Origin of the sequence: Kutzneria sp. NPDC051319, from assembly GCF_040682195.1 — a bacterium.
Taxonomy (GTDB): Bacteria; Actinomycetota; Actinomycetes; order Mycobacteriales; family Pseudonocardiaceae; genus Kutzneria.
In genome coordinates, this window is the sequence record NZ_JBFBAM010000069.1 from 1 (window position 1) to 21,676 (window position 21,676).

The 21,676-nt window shown below is 70.5% G+C and carries 16 protein-coding genes; 7 read left to right on the forward strand and 9 right to left on the reverse strand.

The window, feature by feature from the left end:
* Window positions 1–282: 282 nt before the first annotated feature.
* The 5 genes from AB0M73_RS39915 to AB0M73_RS39935 all read left to right on the forward strand — a co-directional run bounded on the left by AB0M73_RS39915 (window position 283) and on the right by AB0M73_RS39935 (window position 6,471).
* Window positions 283–996 (forward strand): DUF1080 domain-containing protein, encoded by a 714-nt coding sequence (locus AB0M73_RS39915; RefSeq protein WP_363902813.1) that lies wholly within the window; start codon window positions 283–285, stop codon window positions 994–996.
* A gap of 162 nt (window positions 997–1,158) precedes the next feature.
* Window positions 1,159–2,052, forward strand: a complete 894-nt coding sequence (locus AB0M73_RS39920; protein WP_363902816.1) for a GNAT family N-acetyltransferase — start codon at window positions 1,159–1,161, stop codon at window positions 2,050–2,052.
* A 40-nt stretch (window positions 2,053–2,092) separates the two neighbouring features.
* Window positions 2,093–3,436, forward strand: coding sequence for a DUF4038 domain-containing protein (locus AB0M73_RS39925; RefSeq protein ID WP_363902819.1), 1,344 nt, complete (start codon window positions 2,093–2,095; stop codon window positions 3,434–3,436).
* A gap of 42 nt (window positions 3,437–3,478) precedes the next feature.
* Entirely contained in the window at window positions 3,479–4,255 is a 777-nt protein-coding gene (locus tag AB0M73_RS39930; RefSeq protein WP_363902822.1) for an isocitrate lyase/phosphoenolpyruvate mutase family protein, read from the forward strand.
* Window positions 4,256–4,308: 53 nt separating this feature from the next.
* Window positions 4,309–6,471 (forward strand): hypothetical protein, encoded by a 2,163-nt coding sequence (locus AB0M73_RS39935; RefSeq protein WP_363902825.1) that lies wholly within the window; start codon window positions 4,309–4,311, stop codon window positions 6,469–6,471.
* Here the strand turns inward: AB0M73_RS39935 and AB0M73_RS39940 are convergent.
* From AB0M73_RS39940 to AB0M73_RS39965, 6 genes are all read right to left on the reverse strand, one after another.
* Window positions 6,468–7,328 carry a YegS/Rv2252/BmrU family lipid kinase gene (locus AB0M73_RS39940; protein ID WP_363902828.1) on the reverse strand — a complete coding sequence of 287 codons (861 nt, stop codon included), beginning with the start codon at window positions 7,326–7,328 and terminating at the stop codon, window positions 6,468–6,470. The genes AB0M73_RS39935 and AB0M73_RS39940 overlap by 4 nt on opposite strands.
* On the reverse strand, window positions 7,325–8,269 hold the full coding sequence (gene tatC, locus AB0M73_RS39945; RefSeq protein WP_363902832.1) for a twin-arginine translocase subunit TatC: 945 nt from the start codon (window positions 8,267–8,269) through the stop codon (window positions 7,325–7,327). Before tatC ends, AB0M73_RS39940 begins: the two co-directional genes overlap by 4 nt.
* The gene (locus tag AB0M73_RS39950; RefSeq protein ID WP_363902835.1) at window positions 8,266–8,520 is read right to left on the reverse strand and encodes a bacteriophage holin; all 255 of its coding nucleotides are present in this window, start codon (window positions 8,518–8,520) and stop codon (window positions 8,266–8,268) included. The genes tatC and AB0M73_RS39950 overlap by 4 nt, the downstream gene beginning before the upstream one ends.
* A gap of 168 nt (window positions 8,521–8,688) precedes the next feature.
* Window positions 8,689–9,663, reverse strand: coding sequence for a WYL domain-containing protein (locus tag AB0M73_RS39955; RefSeq protein ID WP_363902838.1), 975 nt, complete (start codon window positions 9,661–9,663; stop codon window positions 8,689–8,691).
* Window positions 9,660–10,646 carry a WYL domain-containing protein gene (locus AB0M73_RS39960; protein ID WP_043725500.1) on the reverse strand — a complete coding sequence of 329 codons (987 nt, stop codon included), beginning with the start codon at window positions 10,644–10,646 and terminating at the stop codon, window positions 9,660–9,662. Before AB0M73_RS39960 ends, AB0M73_RS39955 begins: the two co-directional genes overlap by 4 nt.
* Window positions 10,647–10,655: 9 nt before the next feature.
* The gene (locus AB0M73_RS39965; protein WP_363902841.1) at window positions 10,656–11,075 is read right to left on the reverse strand and encodes an SRPBCC family protein; all 420 of its coding nucleotides are present in this window, start codon (window positions 11,073–11,075) and stop codon (window positions 10,656–10,658) included.
* Window positions 11,076–11,138: 63 nt separating this feature from the next.
* Here AB0M73_RS39965 and AB0M73_RS39970 point away from each other — a divergent pair, with 63 nt between their 5' ends.
* Window positions 11,139–11,882: a UbiA family prenyltransferase gene (locus tag AB0M73_RS39970; RefSeq protein WP_363902844.1), complete on the forward strand. Its 744-nt coding sequence runs from the start codon at window positions 11,139–11,141 to the stop codon at window positions 11,880–11,882.
* 81 nt (window positions 11,883–11,963) lie between these two features.
* Here AB0M73_RS39970 and pafA read toward each other — a convergent pair whose 3' ends face one another.
* Entirely contained in the window at window positions 11,964–13,322 is a 1,359-nt protein-coding gene (pafA, locus tag AB0M73_RS39975) for a Pup--protein ligase (RefSeq protein ID WP_043725495.1), read from the reverse strand.
* 115 nt (window positions 13,323–13,437) lie between these two features.
* On the opposite strand from pafA, the gene AB0M73_RS39980 reads away from it, so the two are divergent.
* Complete coding sequence (locus AB0M73_RS39980) at window positions 13,438–14,823, forward strand: phosphatase PAP2 family protein (protein WP_363902912.1); 1,386 nt, start codon at window positions 13,438–13,440, stop codon at window positions 14,821–14,823.
* Window positions 14,824–14,872: 49 nt separating this feature from the next.
* Here the strand turns inward: AB0M73_RS39980 and AB0M73_RS39985 are convergent, their stop codons facing one another.
* Complete coding sequence (locus tag AB0M73_RS39985; RefSeq protein ID WP_363902848.1) at window positions 14,873–15,127, reverse strand: hypothetical protein; 255 nt, start codon at window positions 15,125–15,127, stop codon at window positions 14,873–14,875.
* Window positions 15,128–15,158: 31 nt separating this feature from the next.
* Window positions 15,159–21,665: an RHS repeat-associated core domain-containing protein gene (locus AB0M73_RS39990; protein ID WP_363902851.1), complete on the reverse strand. Its 6,507-nt coding sequence runs from the start codon at window positions 21,663–21,665 to the stop codon at window positions 15,159–15,161.
* Between the last annotated feature and the right edge of the window lie 11 nt (window positions 21,666–21,676).

A 21,676-nucleotide genomic window follows, 5' to 3' on the forward strand; every position in this document is an offset into this window, starting at 1 on the left:
GGACGACAGATCTCGCGCAAGGCATCACGCCGGTCCCGCTCGGGGTCAGACCGGGTCGGGAGGACCACCATCTACATCCTCACTGTCCCGCTCTCGGGCAGCCATGGACTCAACACATGCCTGCCTCAGAGCGGGACTCGCGGTGGTCTGCCTGAAACCGTGTTTCGGTGTGACGGTGGGCGGGACTCGCGGGGGGTGGGTTGACGGGGTGGCGAGGGTGCTCGTAGCCTGGGGCGGCCGCGCATGAAAAGGTTTACAGTCCTATTCACGCTCGGAGGGATCATGGTTCGTCGTCCACTATGGATAGTCACCATCGCGATCTCCCTGCTCATGGCGGTCGCCATCGCCCCGGCGTCACCGGCATCGACCAAGGCCGACAACCCGTACAACGACCCGAACCTCGTCTCCATGTTCGACGGGAAGACGCTGGACGGCTGGACGTCGCAGGCCAACGGCCAGTGGTCGGCCAAGGACGGGGTGATCCACGGCAACGGCACCTCGCGGGGCTGGCTGTACTACAACAAGGCGCAGGCCGGCACGTTCCGCTGGATCTTCAACGTCCGGCAGGTCAAGGGCAACCACGCGCCGACGGTGCTGATCTGGGGCACGACCAGCCCGCTCAAGGACGCCCTGAGCGCCATTCAGTTCCAGCCGCCCAACGGCGGCCACTGGGACTACCGCCCCGGCCACAACAACGGCGGCGGCAAGCTGTTCAAGCAGCTCCCTCACGACAAGTTCGACATCCACACCTGGTCCCAGTGCGAGCTGATCGGCAACAAGACCACCGGCGTGGCCAGGATGGCCTGCTGCCCGCTCAAGGGCACGGCCGCCACGTGCAAGGGGACCGAGGTCCTGGACTTCACCGACAAGACGGCCGGCCGTGACGGCCCGCTCGCCCTTCAGGTGCACAACAGCGGCATCCAGGACGAGTACCGCAGCCTGTACGTCGAGTCGCCCGTGGTGACCAGCCCCGACAAGTTCATCACCACCGGCTGATAATCCGTTCGCGAGGGCGCGCCGGCGTCGCTAGAGTCGCCGGCGCGCCCTTTCGAGACGGCAAGGAGGTGGGAGCGATGTGCACTCGACTGCTCATGTGCTCCCACCCAACCCCGAGGGCGTGACCCGGGAGCACACCCACACTCCCGGAGATCACCGCACATGTCTGATCTGATCGTCCGGCCGCTCCAGGCCGGCGAAGAGCACCTGTTCGACTCGCTCGACGACCCCAACCTGGTCGGCTACGGCGTCTTGGGCACCACCTACGCCACCGGCAACTACCGTCCAGAGTGGACGTGGGTCGCGCTGCGCGACGGCGTCGTGGTGGCCCGCGCGGTCTGGTGGGCCGGTCCCGAAGACACCGAGCCGAAAGCGTTGGACTGGTTCGACTTCACCGACGCCGACGCAGCCGTGCACCTGCTGCGCACCGCGCCCTTCCGCACCGAGTACTCGATCCCGCTGCCGCCGAACTGGCGGGACGACCCGGCAACGCATGCCGCCGCGACGGCACGTCTCGACGCGGCGACAGCGGCCGGACTGAAATACCTGGTGGAGCGCTACACCTATCGCTGGACGCCCGAGTGCGGCCTGCCGGAACGCAGCACCCGCCTGGAATTCCGGCCCGAGCCGGACGACGACGCCATCTTCGACGTCTTCCGACGCGTCAACGCGACCAGCCTTGACGCCCATGTCCGGCAGATCATCGCCGAGAAGGGCCTGGACGCCTCCGCGCTGGAGGAACTCGACTACCTGCGCTGGATGCCCAGCCCACGCGAGTGGTGGCGGCTGGCGTACACACTGGACGGCGAACTCGTCGGCCTGGCCGCGCCCTGTTTCCACTACAGCGCCCATGTCGTCGGCTACATCGCGGTCGTGCCCGAGCAGCGCGGCCACGGCTACGCCCTCGATCTGCTCGCGGAAACCACCCACATGCTGGCCGCGGAGGGGGCGCAGAAGATCGTGGCGGGCACCGACGTCACCAACGTGCCGATGGCCAAAGCCTTCGCCCGTGGGAATTATCTGGTCGCACATCACCGCATAGATCTTCTGCCGTAAGCACTGCGGCCTCGCGTCGGGATCCGTACGATCCGAAGTTGTGCGGATCCCGATCCTGGTAACAGCCACGGTGCTGGTGTCGTCGATGCTGGCGACGCCCGCGGTGCAGGCGCCGGAGAACACGGGGCGGTTCGCCTGGCCGACCTCGGCCAGCGCGAACGGCCGATACCTGCTCGACCAGGCCGGCCAGCCGTACCTGATCTCCGGCGACTCGCCGCAGGGCCTGTTCGTGACGATGTCCGAGGACGAGGCGGCGGACTACTTCGCCAACCGGCGCGCGGGCGGCTTCAACACGCTGTGGATCAACTCGCTGGTGCCGCCCGACCAGGGCGGCCACCCCGACGACGCCACCTACGACGGCATCACGCCGTTCACCAAGGCGGGCGACATGGCCACGCCCAATCCGGCCTACTGGGACCGGGTCGAGCACATGGTGGCCGCCGCCCGCGACGAGGGGCTGACCATCTGGCTCACGCCGGTCGAGACCTGCGGCCACCTGCAGTTGTTGCGGGACAACGGGGTCGACAAGGCCTACGACTTCGGCAAGTTCCTCGGGCAGCGGTTCGCCAAGTACCCCAACATCGTCTGGTTCAACGGCTGCGACCTCCAGACCTGGCAGGACCCCAAGGACACCGCGCTGGTGCAGTCGGTTGCCCGTGCCCTCAAGGAAACCGACCCCCAGCACCTGCAGACCGTCGAGCTGAACTACATGACCAGCGGCTCGCTCGACGACCCCACCTGGCGGCCGTACATCCAGCTGGACTCGGCCTACACCTACTACCCGACCTACGCCCAGGTGCTCAAGGAGTACAACCGGGACAACCCGCTCCCGGTGTACATGGTCGAGGCCAACTACGAGGACGAGCACGAGTACACCGGCCCGAAGACGTTGCGGCGCCAGGAGTACTGGACGATGACCAGCGGCGCCACCGGCCAGCTCTACGGCAGCGGCTGGACGTGGCAGTTCAAGCCGGGCTGGCAGGACCACGTGAACACGCAGGGCACGCGGGAGTTCCGGCTGATGACCGACCTGTTCCGCAGCAGCCGCTGGTACGACCTGGTGCCGGACCAGCAGCACAAACTGCTCACCGCCGGCTACGGCACGGCCAACACCGTCGGCTCGGTCAACGACAACGACTACGCCACCGCCGCGAGCACCGCCGACGGCCGGCTCGCGGTGTTCTACCTGCCGACCGCCCGCTCGATCACGGTGGACATGTCGCAGCTGCAGCCGGGCGCCATCGCCTTCTGGTACGACCCGACCGACGGCGCCTACCGGCTGGCCAACCCGCCCGTCGGCCGCGGCGAGGTGACCTTCACGCCGCCCGGCCGCAACCACGGCGGGGACGACGACTGGGTGCTGCGCATCTCCTCGTTCGGCTGAGGTTCGGCGCGCGCCGAACCGTTGCGTGCCTACGCTCTCCGCATGACGAGCTTCCGGGAGCTGCACCAGAGCGGGTTCTTCGTGCTGCCCAACGCCTGGGACCCGGCGTCGGCGCGGCTGCTGTCGACCGTGCCGGGCGTGCCGGCGCTCGGCACGACCAGCGCCGGCGTGGCCGCGGCGCTCGGGCTGCCGGACGGCCAGCGGATGCCGATGGCCACCATGATGACGGCGGTGGCGGCCATCGTGAACGCCTCGGTCGTGCCGGTGTCGGCCGATCTCGAAGGCGGCTACGACGACGTGCGCGCGACCATCCGCGCCGCCCTGGACGTCGGCGTCGTGGGCGTCAACATCGAGGACACCCGGTATCCCGAGACGGTGCTGCGCGAGCCGGCCGAGGCGGCCGACCGCATCGCCCAGATCCGGTCGCTCGACGCGGATCTGGTCGTCAATGCCCGCACCGACGTCTGGTGGTTCGGCGACGGCGGATTCGACGAGGGCGTCTCCCGACTGCGGCAGTACGTCGAGGCCGGGGCCGATTGTGTGTTCGCGCCCGGTCTCCCGGAGAAGCTCATTCCGGAGATACTGGCCGCGCTGCCCGGCGTCGCGCTCAACGTGCTCGCCTCCCCCACGCTGCCGTCGCCGGAGTCGTTGGCCGCCATGGGGGTTCGGCGGGTCTCCACCGGCTCCTCGCTGTGCCGGCTGGCCTGGGGCGGCGCGCGAGATGCCCTCACGTCCGTGCTCGGCGGGGCCGGATTCGGCGGCCTGGCCGGCAGCCTCAGTTATCACGATCTGACCGAAGCGCTGGATAAACGCTATTAACCCGTGACCTTGGCCTGACATCATTCCGCCCGAACCTGTAGGGGGGATTGATCATGGACCAGGAGTCCATCGAGCCTTCGCGCGCGCAGACGACGCCGGAGGACCCGATCGCCGAGCCGCCTAGATACGACCATCCGGACGTCTCGGCGACGGCCAAGGACCACGTGGCCACGCCGATCGTCGAGGCGCCGCAGCCCGCCGACGCGCAGCAGGCCATCCCGGCCGTCGACGCGCAGCCCCAGATCACGGTGCCCGTCGCGGACGTGCCCGCGAGCCCGTGGCAGCAGTCGACGGCCCCGGTCAGACAGCCGGCAGCGCTCGTCGCGGACGTGCCGCAGAGCCCGTGGCAGCCGGCACAGCAGCCCGCCCAGCCACTGGACCAGTGGCAACACAACGGCGCTGGGCAGGCGTCCTACCAGGCGCCGGCCGGCTGGGACAGCGGGCAGCCGACCGCGTGGCAGCCGAACCCCACCGTGGCCAACCTGCCGCAGTCCCAGTGGCAGCCGGCCGGGCAGATGACGCAGGCCGGCCCCGCGACGCCGGTCGGCCCGCTGGGCGCCGGGCCGAACCCGGCGATCGGGCAGCCGGTGCAGCTGTTGTGGCCGACGCCGGTCAAGCCGTGGCACCCGCCGCTGGTGGCGACGGCGGACCTGCCGCCGGGCTGGCATGCGCCGCTGCGCACCGACCTCGTGCCGATCAAGCCCCGCAAGCGTCGGAGCAAGCGGTTCATTCTCACGGCGGCGGCCGTGGTCGTGCTGCTGGTCGCGGGTGTGACGACGTGGCTGGTGTGGCCGCCGGACCGCAGCCCGTTCGAGCAGGCGGTGGCCAACCTCGCGGCCCAGCCGATCGCCGACTATCGCTCGGACCTGCCGGACGGCAGCCAGTTCGACGGCCGCGTCACCAACGAGGGCGACGCCGCCGGCTGGCTCATGACCAGCAGCGTCACCCAGATCAAGTTCCAGTTCCTGCTGGTCAACGGCAAGCTGTTCGTCAAGCTGAACGGCAACCTGCTGCCGCCCGGCACCGCACGGGACGCGTTCAACGATGCCGGCCTGCAGAACCGGTGGATCACCGGCGACGTCGGCGAGCTGAAGCCCCTGGTCAAGCAGTCGGTCACCCCGACGGCGATCGCCGGCAAGCTGCGCGACGAGGTGGCGCGCACGGAGAAGCTGCCCCCACCCAGCGATGACGGCGTCACCATCGACGGCGTGCCCGTGCTCAAGGGCGACACCCCCGACGGCACCCTGTACGTGGCCAAGGAGCAGCCGTACCGGGTGATCCGGTGGGTCGACAAGCAGACCAAGAAGGCGGCCTCGGCGTTCACCAACCCGGGCGGCAAGCTGCTGCTCAACGGCGAGCGGGCGGGCTACACCGGCCTCGGCACCGCCGACTTCACGCCGATGAACGCCGACAACAACGACCAGCTGTACGACGAGATGCAGACCGACGTCGGCCAGCTCGGCGACGCCATCGACACCAGCGTGGTCTACACGGTGAGCTCCGTGGACAACCTGGAGCACTTCGACGACTGCCAGGCCGCCGGCTGCCAGGTCGTCGCGCACTTCACCACCACCACGGCGCCCGGCGCGTCGCCGCCGGCCGAGGCGACCGTGCAGATGTCGGCCAGCGTCACCATCGACGACATCGCCGCCGGCTCGTGCAGCGCCACGACCAAGGTGGCCACCACCGGCACGGTCACCATGCAGTGCCTGGACAAGGACATGCACGGCGGCTTCACGCAGGCCAACGACAAGGCCGAGGCCGACGCCAGGGCCAAGTCCGGCGGCAGCGGCTACTACTTCTGGTTCCTCCAGGTCCGGGCCAAGGTGCAGGCCCTGGCGCTGGCCCCGGTGGACCTCGCGGCCGAGGGCAAGCGGCTGGAGGCGCTCCGTCCGGACCGCGCCTGCGGCTGGACGGAGAAGGGCGGCAGCGGTCGCACACCCGTGAACCTGTACGACAAGTTCACGGCCCGCCTGGACACCGCGCGGTTCCCCGACTTCGAGATCCACGTCTTCCAGGGCGGGCAGGCCTACGGCGACTTCGGGCCCAGCGGCTGGTTCGGCAAGAACGGCGCGGCGACGCCGTCGGATCCGCCGGCCAAGCTCCAGCAGATGCTCAAGGACGCCTCGGTGGCGTTCATGAAGACCGCCGGCACGCTCAAGGACGGCGACTCCACCGACGGCGACAAGTGGAAGCGGCCCGCACAGAAGTGTTAAGCCACAACCCTTAGCGCCTTCGGCACGCACTCGATGGTGAGCGGCAGCTCCCGCTGCCGCTCACCGTCGGCGTAGCCGATCCAGTCGTTGCCGGCGATGGCCACCGAGCTGGCCCGCAGCGTGGTCACCACCGGGTGGTCGACGTGCCGACCGGTGCGCAGCTTGGGCAGGATCCGCATCAGCTCGGTGCGGCTGGCCCGCCCGGCGATGGTGACGTCGAGCAGCCCGTCGCCGGGGTCGGCGTCCGGACAGATGGGCACGCCGCCGCCGTAGAACGGGGTGTTGCCGACGGCGATCAGCGTCGCCTCCAGCTCCACCTCGCCGGCCGGCGTGCGCACGGTCAGCGGCCGAGACCGCAGCTGCGCCAGCTCCAGCACGATCGCCAGGTCATAGCGCCTCGGGCCACGGGGCCAGCGCATGCGGTTCACGCGTTCGTTGACGGCCGAGTCGAAGCCGGCGCACAGCACCGTGCCGAACCAGGCCCCGCTCTGCACGTGCCCGAGGTCGATCGCCCGGCGACGGCCCGTGCGCAGCGCCTCGACGACGCCGTCCAGGCTCAGATCCAGGGCGCGGGCGAAGTCGTTGCCGGTGCCGGCGGGAATGACGGCAAGTGCGGTTTTCGTGCCGGCGCAGGCCTGCACGCCCGCGTGCGCGGCGCCGTCGCCGCCGAGCACCGCCAGCACCTCGACGCCGTCCCGGACCGCCTTGTGCGCCAACCGGTTCGTGCCCGCGGCGTCGGAGGCGACCAGCAGCTGCACGTCACCGCACACCGCCCGCAGGCGGTCGGCCACCGTGCCGGCGACCCGCCCGGCAGCGCCGAGACCGGCCGCCGGGCACACCAGCAGGGCTACCGTCACGTGGCGTCTTCGTCGTACTTCGTCGCGCGGACCTCGGACTCCGGCGTGGCCTGCTCCGGCTGCGGGTCGTAGTTGAGCGGCGAGGCCTCGTCGTCATCGAGGTCGGACCACTCGTTCTCCTTGTCCTTGTTGCGGTCGTTGAGGCGGGAGATCTGCACCGCCACCTCGAACAGCACCGTCAGCGCGCCGGCCAGCACGCACATCGAGATCGGGTCCTGGCCGGGGGTGACCACCGCGGCGAAGCAGAACAGGCCGAAGATGATGCCCCGGCGCCATTTCTTGAGCTTCTGGTACGGCAGGATGCCGACCTTGTTCAGCATCACCACCAGCAGCGGCAGCTCGAAGCTGATGCCGAAGATGACCAGCAACGCCAGGATGAACGAGATGTACTTGTCGGCGGTCAGCGCCGTGACGAACTCGCTGGAGCTGATGCTCGACAGCACGGTCAGGGCCTCGGGCGCGACCAGGTAGGCCAGCACCGCGCCACCGACGAACAGGATCACCGCGCAGGTGACGAAGATCCGCGCGAACTTCTTTTCCTTGTTGTAGAGGCCCGGGGTGATGAACGCCCACAGGTGGTAGAGCCACATCGGGCTGAACAGCACGGCGCCGGCCGCGATGCCGACCTGCAGGCGGACCATGAAGCCCTCGAACGGGCTGTTCTGGAGCAGCTTGCCCTCGGTGCCGGCCAGCTTCAGGCCGTTCGGGATCGTGTCGTACGGCTTGAGCAGCAGCTCACCCAGCGTCGGAATGGGCCAGACGGACGTCTCGAACCAGATGAAGCCGATGATGCCGCCCAGCGCGACGCCGAGCAGCGCCATGCCGAGCCGGTAGCGCAGCTCGAACAGGTGCTCCATCAAGGTCATCGTGCCGTCGGGATTCTGCCGACGGCTGCGACGACGCCGCTTGCCCTTGCGTTCGGTCTTCTTCTCGGACGTCACCGATGCCGCCCCTCAGCGTCCGCCGCCACGACGGCGACCTGTTGCTCCCTGCCGATCCTACGGCGTTGGGCCAGCGCCACCCCCAGCGCGGCGATCCTCGCGCGGACCAGGCCCCGCCGATCGGCGATGTCGGCCTGCGCCCGCGCCGCCGTGGCCTTCAACCGGGCGGCCTTGCGCAGGGTGCGCTGCAGCGTGACGGCCAGGAGCACCAGCCCCAGCACGATCACCAGCGCGGCGATGACGTACAACACCAGCACACAGTAAAGGTTCCCGAATACGGCCGGGGTACAGCCCACCCCACCCCCGCGAGTCACGCCCAGCGTCACACCGAAACCCGCGCTCATGCAGAACTGAGCCTCGGGGCTCAGATCTGCCGGAAACCGTATTTCGGTGTGACGGAGAGCGGGACTCGCGGGGGTTCAGCCGGCGAGTTGGCGGCCGGCGCGGGCCAGCGCCGCCGAGGTGCGCTCGCGGATCAGGTCCACCAGCTCGACGGGCCCCTCGGCCACGGCGAGGCCGCCGGTGCCGACCACCAGGCGGGCCATCCACGTGGGGTCGGTGTAGCGCATGACCACCCGGCAGCGGCCGCCGTCGAGCTCGGTCTGCTCGTCGACGGCGTAGTACTCGGAGATCCAGCGGGCGTCGGGCTCCAGCCGCAGCACGGCGACCTGCTGCCCGGCCTCGGGGCGGAACAGGCCGGCGGACACGTCGGTGGGCTCGGCGTAGGGCGGCGGGGCGGCGGGCTCGTCGAGGACCTCGATGGCGTCGATCCGGTCCATCCGGAACAGGCGCATGTCACAGGCGTAGCGGCACCACGCCTCCAGGTAGTTGCGGCCCTCCACCAGCAGCGCCCGCATGGGGTCGACGACCCGCTCGGTCATCTCGTCCCGCGACGCCGTGTAGTACCGGATCTTCAACGCCCGCTTGCGGCTCAGCGCGTCCCGGACGATCTCCCGCACCTCGGCGGTCGCCTCGGCCTCCGGGGCGGCGAGCCCGACCACGACGCCGGCCGGCTGGGCGGCGCCGGCGGCGGCCTCGACCTTGGCCAGGGCCCGGCGCACGGCGTCGGTGTCGGCCACGCCGGGGGTGTCGGCCAGCGCCCGCAGCGCCACCAGCAGCGCGGTCGCCTCGGCGCCGGTCAGCCGCAGCGGCTTGTTCATGCCGGCGTCGAAGGTGACGGTGATCGTCTCGCCCTCGAAGGACAGATCGATCAGGTCACCCGGTCCGTACCCCGGCAGGCCGCACATCCACAGCAGCTCCAGGTCCTTGCGCAGCTGCCGGGCCGTCACGCCGAAGTCGGCGGCGGCCTCGTCGACCGGGATGCCCGGGCGCGCGATGAGATACGGCACCAGCGCCAGCAACCGGGTAAGCCGGTCGGTCCCGCTGGAGCTCACGACGCCTTCCCGTCCGCCGCGGCCAGCGCGCCGAGCAGCCGCTCGTACACCGACTTGCGCAGCAGCTCGGGCTCCAGCACCTCGACGTCCGCGCCGAAGCCGGCGATCCAGCCGGCCGCCGACTCGGGCTGGGTCAGCTCGATCTCCAGCAGGTCCCCCTCGATGCCGTCGACGACGTCCGCGCCGACCACCCGGGCCCGTCGGCGCAGCCCCTGGGCCTGCCCCTTGGCCACCCACAGGCGGGCCAGCGTGCCCTGGGCGCTGTCGTCCTCGAAGCCCTTCACGTAGCTCATCAGGTCCACGCCCACCGGCGTCTGCACCTCGCCCGGCTTGCTCACGGCCTTGGCGTCGCCGACGATCCGTTGCAGCCGGAAGCAGCGCGCGGCCCGGCGGTCACGGTCGTGCCCGACCAGGTACCAGCGGCCACGCCAGGACACCACACCCCATGGCTCCACGGTCCGCGTCCGCACCTCGGCCGGCACCGGGCGGCGGTAGTCGAACGTGACGACCCGGCCGGTCTGCACGGCCTGGAGCAGCGTCGCGAACGCCGGCTCGCTGGCCCGCACCCGCGGCTCCACCGCGGCCGGCGCGGCCTGGTCCACGTCCACGCCCGCGGCACGCAGCTTGAGCAGCGCCACCTCGGCCGCGCCGGTCAGCTCCGGCGAGTCCCACAGCCGCACGGCCAGAGCCACCGCCGCCGCCTCGTCCGGCTCCAGGTCGATGTCGCCGAGCTCGTAGTCGCGGCGGGCGATGCGGTAGCCCTCGGCCGGGTCGAACGGGTTGTTGCGGCCGGTCTCCAGCGGGATGCCCAGGTCGCGCAGCTCGGCCTTGTCCCGCTCGAACATCCGGTAGAACGCCTCCGGGTTGGCGTCCTCGGGGTAGCCGGGCACGATCGTCCTGATCCGGTCGGCCGTCAGGTACTGCCGGGTGGACAGCAGGCACAGCACGAGGTTGACGAGACGTTCGGCGCGGGCTATGGACACGTCAGCACCTTAGTCCTCCAGCCTGCTGGTCAGGATCGCTCGCCGCGCCCGCATCACGCCGAGCGCCTGGGACGCGGCGAAACGCACCAGCCCGAACGGGGCGGTCAGGTGCATGCGCTCCACGACCTCGCAGCCGTCGGCGTGCCCGGACAGCTCGAACCGGTGGGCCAGCCGCACGCCGCCGGGGCTGTGCACGTCACTGGTTACCACATTGTCGCCCGCGGTCAGCGTCACCCGAATGTGGTTGTCGTGCTTGAACGGCCCGAGCCGGAACCGCTCGACCGCCGTGTAGCCGGTGTCGTCGATGTCGTACACGTCGACGACCAGCGGCGACAGGCCCACGTAGCTGGCGGGGTCCGTGATGTGCGCGTACACCTTCTCGGGGCGCACGGGCACCACGTAGGTGTGGATCAAATCGGTTGCCGGCACCGTGTTCTCCTAGGACGGGCACGCTCCCGGGCCCAGATTCCGGCAGAGTAGTGGATCGTGCCCATGGTCAGCGGACTGGTCCGAGCGAGCCACCCCGCGCCGGCGGTCGCCGTCACGCTGATCTCGGTGGGGCTGGCCGTGGTGTGGGGCCGGTCGCCGGGCGGCATCGCCGCCGTGGGGGCGGCGATCCTGGCCGGGCAGCTGTCCGTGGGCTGGCTCAACGACTACCTGGACCGGGATCGAGACGCCGCCTCCGGCCGTGCCGACAAGCCCATTCCCAACGGCGAGATCGGTGCGAAGGCGGTCTTGGTGGCGTATGTGGTGTCAGGTGTGGCCGTCGTGCCGCTGTCGTTCCTGTCGGGGTTGATCCCCGGGCTCGTGCACCTGGCGGCCGTGGCCAGCGCGTGGAGCTACAACGCGCTGCTCAAGGGCACCGTGCTGTCGGTGCTGCCGTACGCCGTGTCCTTCGCCGGCGGGCCCGCTTTCGTGGTCCTGGGCGTGCCCGCGACGCCGCCCTGGTGGCTGCTGGCGGCCGGTGCCCTGCTCGGTTCCGGCGCCCACTTCGCCAACGCCCTGCCCGACCTGGCCCAGGACCTGGCCACCGGCGTCCGGGGTCTTCCCCACCGCCTGGGGCCGCGCTACAGCTGGGCCGCCACCTGCGTCCTGCTCCTGGCCGCCGCCGCAGTCCTCAACCCCTACGCCGTCGCCGCCTCGGCCGTGGTCCTGCTCTTCGGCCGCCGCCACCCCTTCCAGGCCGCCATGCTGGTGGCGCTCCTGGACGTCGTCCTCCTGATCCTCACCAAATAGCGCGAGTCCCGCTCTCGGGCAACCATGTGTCGAGTTCCGGAACCGGTAACTCAGTTGCCCGAGAGCGGGACTCGCGGGGTTTCAGAGGCTGGAGATCAGGCGTTCCACGCGTTCGTCGACGGCGCGGAAGGGGTCCTTGCACAGGACGGTGCGCTGGGCCTGGTCGTTGAGCTTCAGGTGCACCCAGTCGACGGTGAAGTCCCGGCCGGCGGCCTGGGCGGCGGCGATGAAGTCGCCGCGCAGCTTGGCCCGGGTGGTCTGGGGCGGGGTGTCCTTGGCCGCCTCGATCTCGCCGTCGTCGGTGACCCGGTGCACCAGGTCCTTGCGCTGGAGCAGGTCGAAGATGCCCCGCCCGCGCCGGATGTCGTGGTAGGCCAGGTCGAGCTGGGCGATGCGCGGGCTGGACAGCTCCAGGCCGTGCTTGGCCTGGTAGCGCTCGATCAGGCGGTGCTTGACCGCCCAGTCGATCTCCCGGTCGATCTTGGACAGGTCCTGCGCCTCGACGGCGTCCAGGACCTTGCCCCACAGGTCGACGACGCGCTGCGAGGTCGGGTCGTTGGTCCGCGACGCCACGTGCTCGACGGCCTTGGCGTGGTACTCGCGCTGGATGTCCAGCGCGGAGGCCTCGCGGCCGCCGGCCAGCCGGACCAGCCGACGGCCGGTCAGGTCGTGGCTGATCTCGCGGATCGCCCGGATCGGGTTGTCCAGGCTGAAGTCCCGGAACTGCACGCCCTGCTCGATCATCTCCAGCACCAGGTTGGCGCTGCCCACCTTGAGCAGCGTCGTCACCTCGGACATGTTCGAGTCGCCGACGATCACGTGCAGGCGCCGGTAGCGCTCGGCGTCGGCGTGCGGCTCGTCCCGGGTGTTGATGATCGGACGGGAGCGGGTGGTCGCGCTGGAGACGCCCTCCCAGATGTGCTCGGCCCGCTGGGACAGGCAGTACACCGCGCCGCGCGGGGTCTGCAGCACCTTGCCGGCGCCGCAGATCAGCTGCCTGGTCACCAGGAACGGCAGCAGCACGTCGGCGATGCGCGAGAACTCGCCGGCCCGGGCGACGCAGTAGTTCTCGTGGCAGCCGTAGGAGTTGCCGGCCGAGTCGGTGTTGTTCTTGAACAGGAAGATGTCGCCGCCGATGCCCTCGTCGGCCAGCCGCCGCTCGGCGTCGACGAGCAGGTCCTCCAGGATCCGCTCACCGGCCTTGTCGTGCGTGACCAGCTGGGTGAGGTCGTCGCACTCGGCGGTCGCGTACTCCGGGTGGGAGCCGACGTCCAGGTACAGGCGCGAGCCGTTGCGCAGGAAGACGTTCGACGAGCGCCCCCACGACACGACGCGCCGGAACAGGTACCGCGCCACCTCGTCGGGTGACAACCGACGCTGCCCGTGGAACGTGCAGGTCACCCCGAACTCGGTCTCGATTCCGAAGATCCGCCGCTGCATCCCTTCACATTAGGCGGTCCGGCGCGCGCTGACCGTGCGCCGTTCGGGGATCGGCGCGAAAATTCGGCTACCTTCGCATAACGTGCGCTCCGTGAACCGCCTCGACGAGGCTTTGATGCGCAGGTCGGCGGCCCTGCGGCCGTCCCGCGCGGATGTTGTGGTCAAGAAACTGTCGACTTCGGCGAACCACAGCTTGATCTGGTTCACCGCCGCGGCGGTGCTGGCCACCATGCCGGGCCGGGGGCGGCGGGCCGCGATGCGCGGCCTGGTCGCCATCGCCGGCGCCAGCTTCACAGCCAACGCCCTGGGCAAACAGGTCTTCCCCCGTCGGCGGCCCGCCGCCGACCTGGTGCCGCTCGCGCGGCGGCTGACCAGACGTCCCACCTCCTCCTCGTTCCCGTCCGGGCACGCCGCCTCGGCCGCCGCCTTCACCACCGCGGTGGCCATGGAGTCGCCGGTCGCCGCCGCCTTCGTCGCCCCGGTGGCCGCCGCCGTGGCCTACTCGCGCGTGCACACGGGCGTGCACTGGCCCTCGGACGTCGCCTTCGGCGCGGCCATGGGCGTCGGTGTCGGGCTGCTCACCCGACGCTGGTGGCCCCTGGGTGTCGGCCAGCCGGCCGAGTCGGACGCGCCCGTCCGCATGCCCGTGCTCCAGGACGGGGAGGGCCTGACCATCGTGGCCAACCCCAACTCGGGGCCCGACGACATCGATCCGGCCGACGAGATCAAGGCCGCCTGGCCCAAGGCCACCGTGATCCGCATCGACGAGCTCGCCGACCAGGACTTCTCCGCCGTCCGGGCCCTCGGCGCGGCCGGCGGCGACGGCACCGTGGCCGCGGTGGCCTCGGTCGCCGCCGACACCGGTCTGCCGCTGGCCGTCATGCCTGCCGGCACCCTCAACCACTTCGCCCGCGACATCGGCGTCGCCAGCCTGGAGCAGACCCGCACCGCCACCGAATCCGGCAACGGCATGGCCATCGGCCTCGGATCCGTCGCCGTGGACGGCGGCGAGCCGACGATCTTCCTGAACACCGCCAGCCTCGGCGGCTACCCCGACCTCGTCCAGCTGCGCGACAAGCACGCCAAGAGCCTCGGCAAGTGGCCGGCCGGCGCCTACGCCCTGGTCCGCGTCCTGCACGAGGCCGAGCCGCTGGCCGTCACCATCAACGGCCGCCGGGCCACGGTCTGGATGGTCTTCGTCGGCAACAACCCCTACCTGCCCCGGGGCTTCGCCCCCGCCACCCGCCAGCGCCTCGACTCCGGCCTGCTGGACGTCCGCTACATCCGCGCCGACATCCCCTTCTCCCGCACCCGCTTCATCTTCGCCGCCCTGGCCGGGGCCCTGCACCGCAGCCACGCCTACCGCCAGCTCGACCTCCCCGAGTTCGAGGTCCGCGTGCACGGCCGCGCCGTCGCCATCGCCACCGACGGCGAGGTCCACCCCGAGGGCTCCGTCTTCGCCTTCAAGGCCCGCCGCACCGCGCTGAGGGTCTACCGCTGACAAAAGTGGGGGCCCTGCCCACTCGGGACAGGACCCCCACCTCAGCCGACTAGTCGGCTGAGCTCGGCGCGACCAGGCAGCTGCGTTCGGCGAGAAGACCGACTGCCGCTCCGGACAGCTCCAGCAGGGCCCCGTGCGGCGGATCGAACCACGTCATCGGCTTCCCATAGCGCATGATCTGGGCAACCGTCAGCGACACGTCGTGGCGCGTGCCGTCGGCCAGCTCCAGGACAGTGAGCACCTCACCCACCCTGACCGTGCCCTCAAGGCAGCGGACCACACAGTGGGCGCGGTTGTCGGACACGTCCTCCACGGTGATGATTTCAACCCGGTGGTCAGCCAATGTCGAGCGCCCCCTGGATGAACTGTTCAATCTGGCCGGCGCTCAACTTCGGCACCTCTTGCAGTGTCCAGGTGAGATCGGACAGTGCCACCCGACCCGGGATGTCGATCCCGATCTTGGACAGAATACCCCGGGCCGCCGCGACGCTGATCTGGAAACTGGCGCGTTGGCTGAGGGCCTCCGCACTCAGGTTCACCGCGACCTCGGCTTCCGCGGCAATGTAGCCGCTGGCCGTCTCCACCCCTTCGAGAGTGCCGGGCAGGAAGCCCTGCACGACCGCGTCGCCGTACTGCGCCGCGTGCGTGGCGAAGATCGTCGCGACGCCGGGGTCGGTGGACGTCGGCGTGAACCCCGAATCGATCGTGCCGGGGCTTCCCGAGTAGCCCTCCGTTGTCCCCCGGAACAGTGCCGGATCGCTGCTGCCGCCTCCGCCACCACCGCCGGATCCACCAGAGCCACCGCCACCGGAACCACCGCCGTTTCCGGCCGGCTCGGAGGAGTTGCCGGCGCCGGTCTTGACCGGCTCCTCGGCCGGGGCGGGCTCGCTGCTGGGAGCCTCGCTGGGGGCCGCTTCCGAGCTGGTGGCCTCGTCGCTGGCCGTCGAAGCCGTTTCGGACTCGGTGCTGGCGGCCGTCTCCGTCGCCGCCGGCTCAGCCGCCGCCTCGGCGTTGACCTCCGTTGTCACGGTGGTCTCGGTCGTGGTGGTGGTCTCCGGGACCAGCTCCGTGGTGGTGGTGAACTCCGGAGCGGCGGCCTCGGCCGCGGTGCCGACGGCGTCGGCGCCGGCTTCGGCGCCGCCGAGGGCGAGGCCCTCGCCGGCGACACCGGCCAGGGCGACGTCGCCGGCTCCGCAGGTGGTGACGGTGATCGCCACGATCACCACGACCACGATCACCACGACGGCGACGATGGCCAGGACGTCCCAGAAGCCCTTGCCGGAGGGGTCGGACCACGTGACCGGGTTGTTGCCGCTGTAGGCGTAGTTGTTCCACGACTGGGGATCGGTCAGGTCGAACTGGGGGTCGACCTGGGTGAAACGACCGGTGCTCTGGTCGTAGTCCCGTGCCCCGACATGGGTCAGCCCGGAGGTGTCCTGGAAGCCGTCCAGGAAGCCGTGTTTGTCGTTCCACACGGACGGCGCGGGCCCACGGGCGTTGCCGAAGGGATCCTGGTAGCGCCGGGACACCGCGAGGTTGCCGGCGTTGACCTGGGCGGTGGCAGTGCCGTGGGCGTCGGACACCACCCAGGTGAGGCCCCTGGTCGAGCTGCGCTCGGCGACCTTGGCCCCGCCGTGGCTGTAGAAGCGGGTGCCCTGGGCGGTCGAGGAACCGGCCGGCACGAACAGCTCCACGTCACCGACGGTGAGAGTGGTGCCCGAGGAGTCGCGAGTGACCAGCCGGGATCCGTCGGTGTTGTAGACGTAGCTGACGGGCTTGCCGTCGAGGCCGGTCGCGGTGGCGACGTGGCCCTCGGCGTCGTACGTGAAGTTCTGCTTGTCCTTGGTCAGCAGGTTGCCGGCGTTGTCGTAGGTGAGGTCGATCTTGCTGGTGCCGGTCGGCGTCGTCGTCTCGACCGACTGCAACGCGTGGGGCTGCTTGGCCCCGGCGGCCGGATAGGTGGACTTGGCGACGGTGTCACCGGACCCGGTGTGCTGGGTCTGGGTCAGCCGGTTGCCGGTCTGGTCGTAGGTCCAGCTCGTCCAGTACGGCGCGGCGCCGCCGAGGCCGCCGGTGCTGCGCGGGTCGTCGCACTTGCCGCTGCCGGGGGTCCAGGCCTCGGTGAGCCGACGGAGGTAGTCGGTGCTGAAGCACTGGACGTCCGAGCCGCTGCCGGCCGGGGTGTCGGCGACCTTGGTGACGTTGCCGGCCGCGTCGTAGCCGAAGGTGCGGTTGACGATCTGCGGCGCGCTGGTGGTGGCCCGCACCGACAGGGTGCTGGCCTGGCGGCCGGTGGAGTCGTCGTAGGTGTTGGTGGTGGAGACCTGGTTCGGGTCGGTGGCGGCGGCGAAGTTCTCCCGCAGCACCTTGCCGAACGGGTCGTAGGTGGTCTCCGACACCAGCGACGTGGTCACGCCCCCGGTGCTGGCGGCCAGGGTCGTGGTCGGGTTGTTGTACGCGTCGTACCCGTGGTAGATCGTCTCCTCCGGCAGCCCGCCGACCCCGGGGCTGCTGGTCGTGGCGACCTTCCCGGTGTTGGAGTCGTAGGTGACGGGGAACGAGTACGTGCCGGCCAGGCCGGCCTCGCCGACGATGGTCACCTTGGTCCCGGTGGGACGGTTGGCGTTGTCGTAGCCGGAGACATCCGTTGCGGCGTAGGGCTGTCCGTTGACGAACCGGGTGGTCCGGGTGGGCAGGCCCTTGAGCAGGGTGTCGTAGCTGTACGACGACAGCGGCTGTCCGGCGGTGCTGCCCTCGAACTCGCCGGTGGGCCGGCCGAGCACGTCGTACTTGAAGGCGATGGTCCTGCCGCGTCCGTCCGTTGTGGACAGAACCTGGCCGGCCGCGTCGTAGACGGCCTTGGTGGTGCCGCCGTCCGGGTCGGTGGTGGCGACCTTCTCGCCCCGTGCGTCGTAGGTGTAGGTCCAGCTGTTCTTGCCGGTGCTGTCCACAACGGACGCCAGCTGCCCACTGGGGGTGTACGTGTAGCTGGTGGTGTCGGCGGCGTCGCCCGGGTCGGTGTGCGCCGGGTCGTGGAACTGGATCCGCCGCGCCATCTGCCCGCGGGCGTTGTTGATGACGGTCTCGGCGGTGCCGCCGGCCGGCGGGATGGTGGTGGTGCGGTCACCGTCGTTGCGGACGGTGGACCGGGCCAGCTCGGTGTTGTCCCGCAGGGAGATCGCCGCGGTCTGCCGCCCGGCGGAGTCGTACTGGATCCGGGTCGTGCTGGGCACGGCCGGGTCCAGCACGGTGATGAGGGTGCCGTTCGGCCCGGAATCCCCGTTCCAGAAGGCGTTGTGCGTCTTCCACTGCCGCCCCTGGGAGTCGAACAGGGTGTCGTTGACGACCCGCCCCGAGGTGAACGGGGTCGGCGCCTGCGCCTGCACGGTCCGGCCGAGCCCGTCCACCAGGTGGTAGGTGACGGCGTAGCCGCCGGACGACTGGAGCGCCTCGGTCACCTGGAGGCAGGGCTTGTCCTTCGAGACCACGTACTCGTACTTGACGTCCGCGGGCCCGCTGTGGTTCTTGTCGTGCCCCGGCCCCCAGACCGCGGTGATGCGGCCGAGCGGGTCGTAGCTCGCGCTGCTGACCCGGCTGTTCGGGTCCACTGTGGATGTCATCAGGCCGGACGGCGCGTCGTAGTTCTTGACCGAGGTGAAGCTGCCGAGCGTGCCGCCCAGCGAGGGGCTGGTGGTGGTGATCTTCGACGGTGCGCCGGCGGCCGGGCTGTAATCCGTCAGTGTGGTGCGGCCCAGCTCATCGGTGCTGGACTTGACCCGGCCGTAAGTATCGAAGGTGGTGCCGGCGTTGACAAAACCCTCGGCCCCGCCGGACGGCCAGCCGTTGAGGCTCTCCGACTTGGTGACGTTGCCGACGCTCGGCCCGCCGCCGAGCCCGTTGCTGTCGTAGTACGTCTGCGTGTCGGCGATGATGTTGTTGCTGCGGGCCAGGTTCGACCCCACGCAGGCGCCGGTGACCTTCTGCACCTGGCTGGGGAAGTTCAGCATCCACGCGCCGGTGTTGTAGGCGTACGTGGTGCGGGTGCAGTTGGCCTGGGACGGGTCGGTGACGTCGCCGTCGTCCTCCACCGCGGTCGCGAGACCCTCGCCGTTGAAGGTGGTCGCGATGCGGGTGGTGCGCCACGCGTTGGCGGCCGCGATCCACGTGCGGTTGCGGGTCGCCCCGTTGCCGGTGAGGAACGACTGCATGCCGTTGCCGGTGGCGGTGGCGCCCGAGCTCCACGGGTCGGTGATGGTGCCCGAGATCGCGTGGCCGTCCAGCAGCTGCTGGGTTTCCCTTGTCATGCCACGGAACTGGTTGCTGTCGGGAATGCTCTCCCCGATCGAGTCCGTCACCGACGCGCTGCGCGTGCCCGACGGCAGGGTGTCGCCGTCCATGCCCCGCATGAACGTCGTCACGCTGACACTGGGCGGGCCGGCCGGGTCGTCCGGATCACCCTTGGTGGTGCGCACGGCGCCGAAGCCCCGCCACACCGACCACGTCTTGTACTTCGGGTCGCCCAGCGGTGATTCGTCGTAGTGCCAGGCGGATCCGCCCACGTAGTCGTAATGGGTGTGGGTCTGCTGGGACAGCGAGGTCCGGCCGTCCTCGTGCACGTCGGTCACCAGGTACTTGTTGAACCAGTCGATCTGCGGTTCCTTGTTGCCCTGGTACGACCAGAAGACCGGGTAGCAGCGCGAGGAGTTGGCCTCCGGCGCGGGGGTTCCGCCCTTGCAGTCCGGCGCGGTGTAGTCGACCGAGGTGACGCCACCCTGCTCGTTGACCACCGAGGTGATCCGGTTGCGGGTGATGCCGGTCAGGTCGTTCTGCCCCGGGAAGACTCGGTTGGGCATGGCCGTGCCGACGAACGTGGTCTGCGGCAGGGCGAGGCTGCCGCCGGTCAGGCCGGTCCGGGTGATGCCGTCCAGCCACAGCGCGTTGGCCGAACCGTCGCCGGTCTGCGGGAAGGACTGGGCCAGATCCCAGCGGTTGACGGCGGTGCCGCCCGAGAAGGTGCTGATCGCGGTGACCCGGCGCCGGGTGAAGAACGACGGGTTCATGTTGTTCTTGCAGGCGTCGCCGGAGTTGCAGATCTCGTCGGCCGGCACGTCCGGCCATGAGTTCGCGGTGTCCTTGGACAGCCCCCCGGGGTCACAGGTGACCGCGCCGCCGGGCAGGCAGCGCTCGGTGGTGTCGAACACGACGCGGTCGGGGGCGGCGTCGAACAGGCCGGCCCCGGCCACGTTCACGTTGTAGCCGTAGTCGATCTCGGTCAGATACCCGCCCCGGGTGTACTGCACGCCGGGGTCGGTCCAGTTGTTGTTCTGGCCGTAGAAGTTGGTTTCCGGCTGGTAGTGCAGGACCTCGGCGTTACCGTGTGGGTCGACCACGTAGTCCAGGTTCCAGCGGTAGGCCTGGGTGCACGCGGAGCCGGCGAAGTCGCCGTCCTTGTAGCAGGGCTCGCCGGCGTTGTTGCCGAACACCGGCTCGGTGAACGTGGACTGCGTGTCCGCCAGCCCGTCGTGCCAGCCGGGAACGTGGTTGAGGCCGAAGAAGTACTGGGTGCCGTCGGTCGTGGTGACCTTCCAGTACTCGCCGTTGTCGTCCCCGTTGCCGGCGCCGGTGAGGTGCTCGATCCTGGAGCCGTCGTCGTTCTTGGGGTGCCACGAGCCGTTGCCGGCGTCCTTGACCAGCTGCCCGGACCGGTCGCCCAGCGCGTAGGTGGCGTTGTCCGTGCCCCAGCACTGGTCGCCGGTCTTCTTGTCGCCGTTGTTGCCGCCCAGATCGGTGGCACAGGACTCGAACTTGCGCTCGATGTAGCCGGCCCCGGACAGCTCCCAACCGTCGCCGAACACCGACGGCTGGTTGTTGGTGGCCGAGGTCAGTCCGTCCACCGCGCCCGAGGAGTACGTCAGCTTCAGCGGCGGCGCGGCGCCGCCGGCCGGAGCCGGCAGGCCGATCGGGTACGTGTAGGAGAAGTCGCCCGAGGAGCTGCCGCCCGTCCAGGTGCCGGACGGGGACAGCGTGGTGGCCGAGAAGTCGCCGCCGCCGGAGTTGGGGCCGGAGGTGGCGCCGACGACCGCGCCGCCGCTGCCGGCCGTCGCGGCCTTGGCGGAACGCTGCGGAGCGGGCAGGGTCAGCTCGCCGACCAGGTGGTGGTCCTGCTCCTGGTTCACGGAGTCGATCGGCGTCGGCACCGCGCAGGACGGCTTCTCCGGCGTGGTCAGGATGCAGTCCGGGTACGAGACCCAGCGCAGCCGCTGGCCGTAGCCGCCGCCGTAGGCGTCGGTGAAGGCCGAGTAGTCCAGGTCCACCGACACCGGTCCGGAGGTGTCCCCGGAGACCGGGGACAGCCGCACCAGCGTGCCGGGGATCTTGGCCTTCTGGGCGATGGAGTGGTCGACCGTCTCCACCCGCACGGTGCCCTTGTCGTGGGCGGCGGGGGCGGCGTCGGCCTTGGCGCTGAACCGGCCGGCCGCGTCCTTGCCGTGCCCGCGGGTCACCGTCACCGGCGACTTGCCGGCCGCGGCGGCGTGCGGCATGGCCCGGCCGGCGGCGGTCGCCGGCAGGTCGACGTCGGCCTGCTCGGCCTTGGGCCACGCCACCTTCGGCGGGGCCTTGAGCGTCGATTCCTTGGTGGCGGGCAACGGATGCGGCTTGTCCGGGCTGCCGGTCACGTTGATCGGCTTCTGCAGCTCCGGCAGGTCCCAGCCCAGCCCGTGCCAGCCGCCCTTGGGCGCGGCCACGGCCTGGGTCTCGCCGACCACCATGATCACGGCGACCAGGGCGGCCACCGTCGCGCGAGCCCAACCGGCCCGCGGCAGTCTTCGACTATCGCTCATCTTCCGGAATC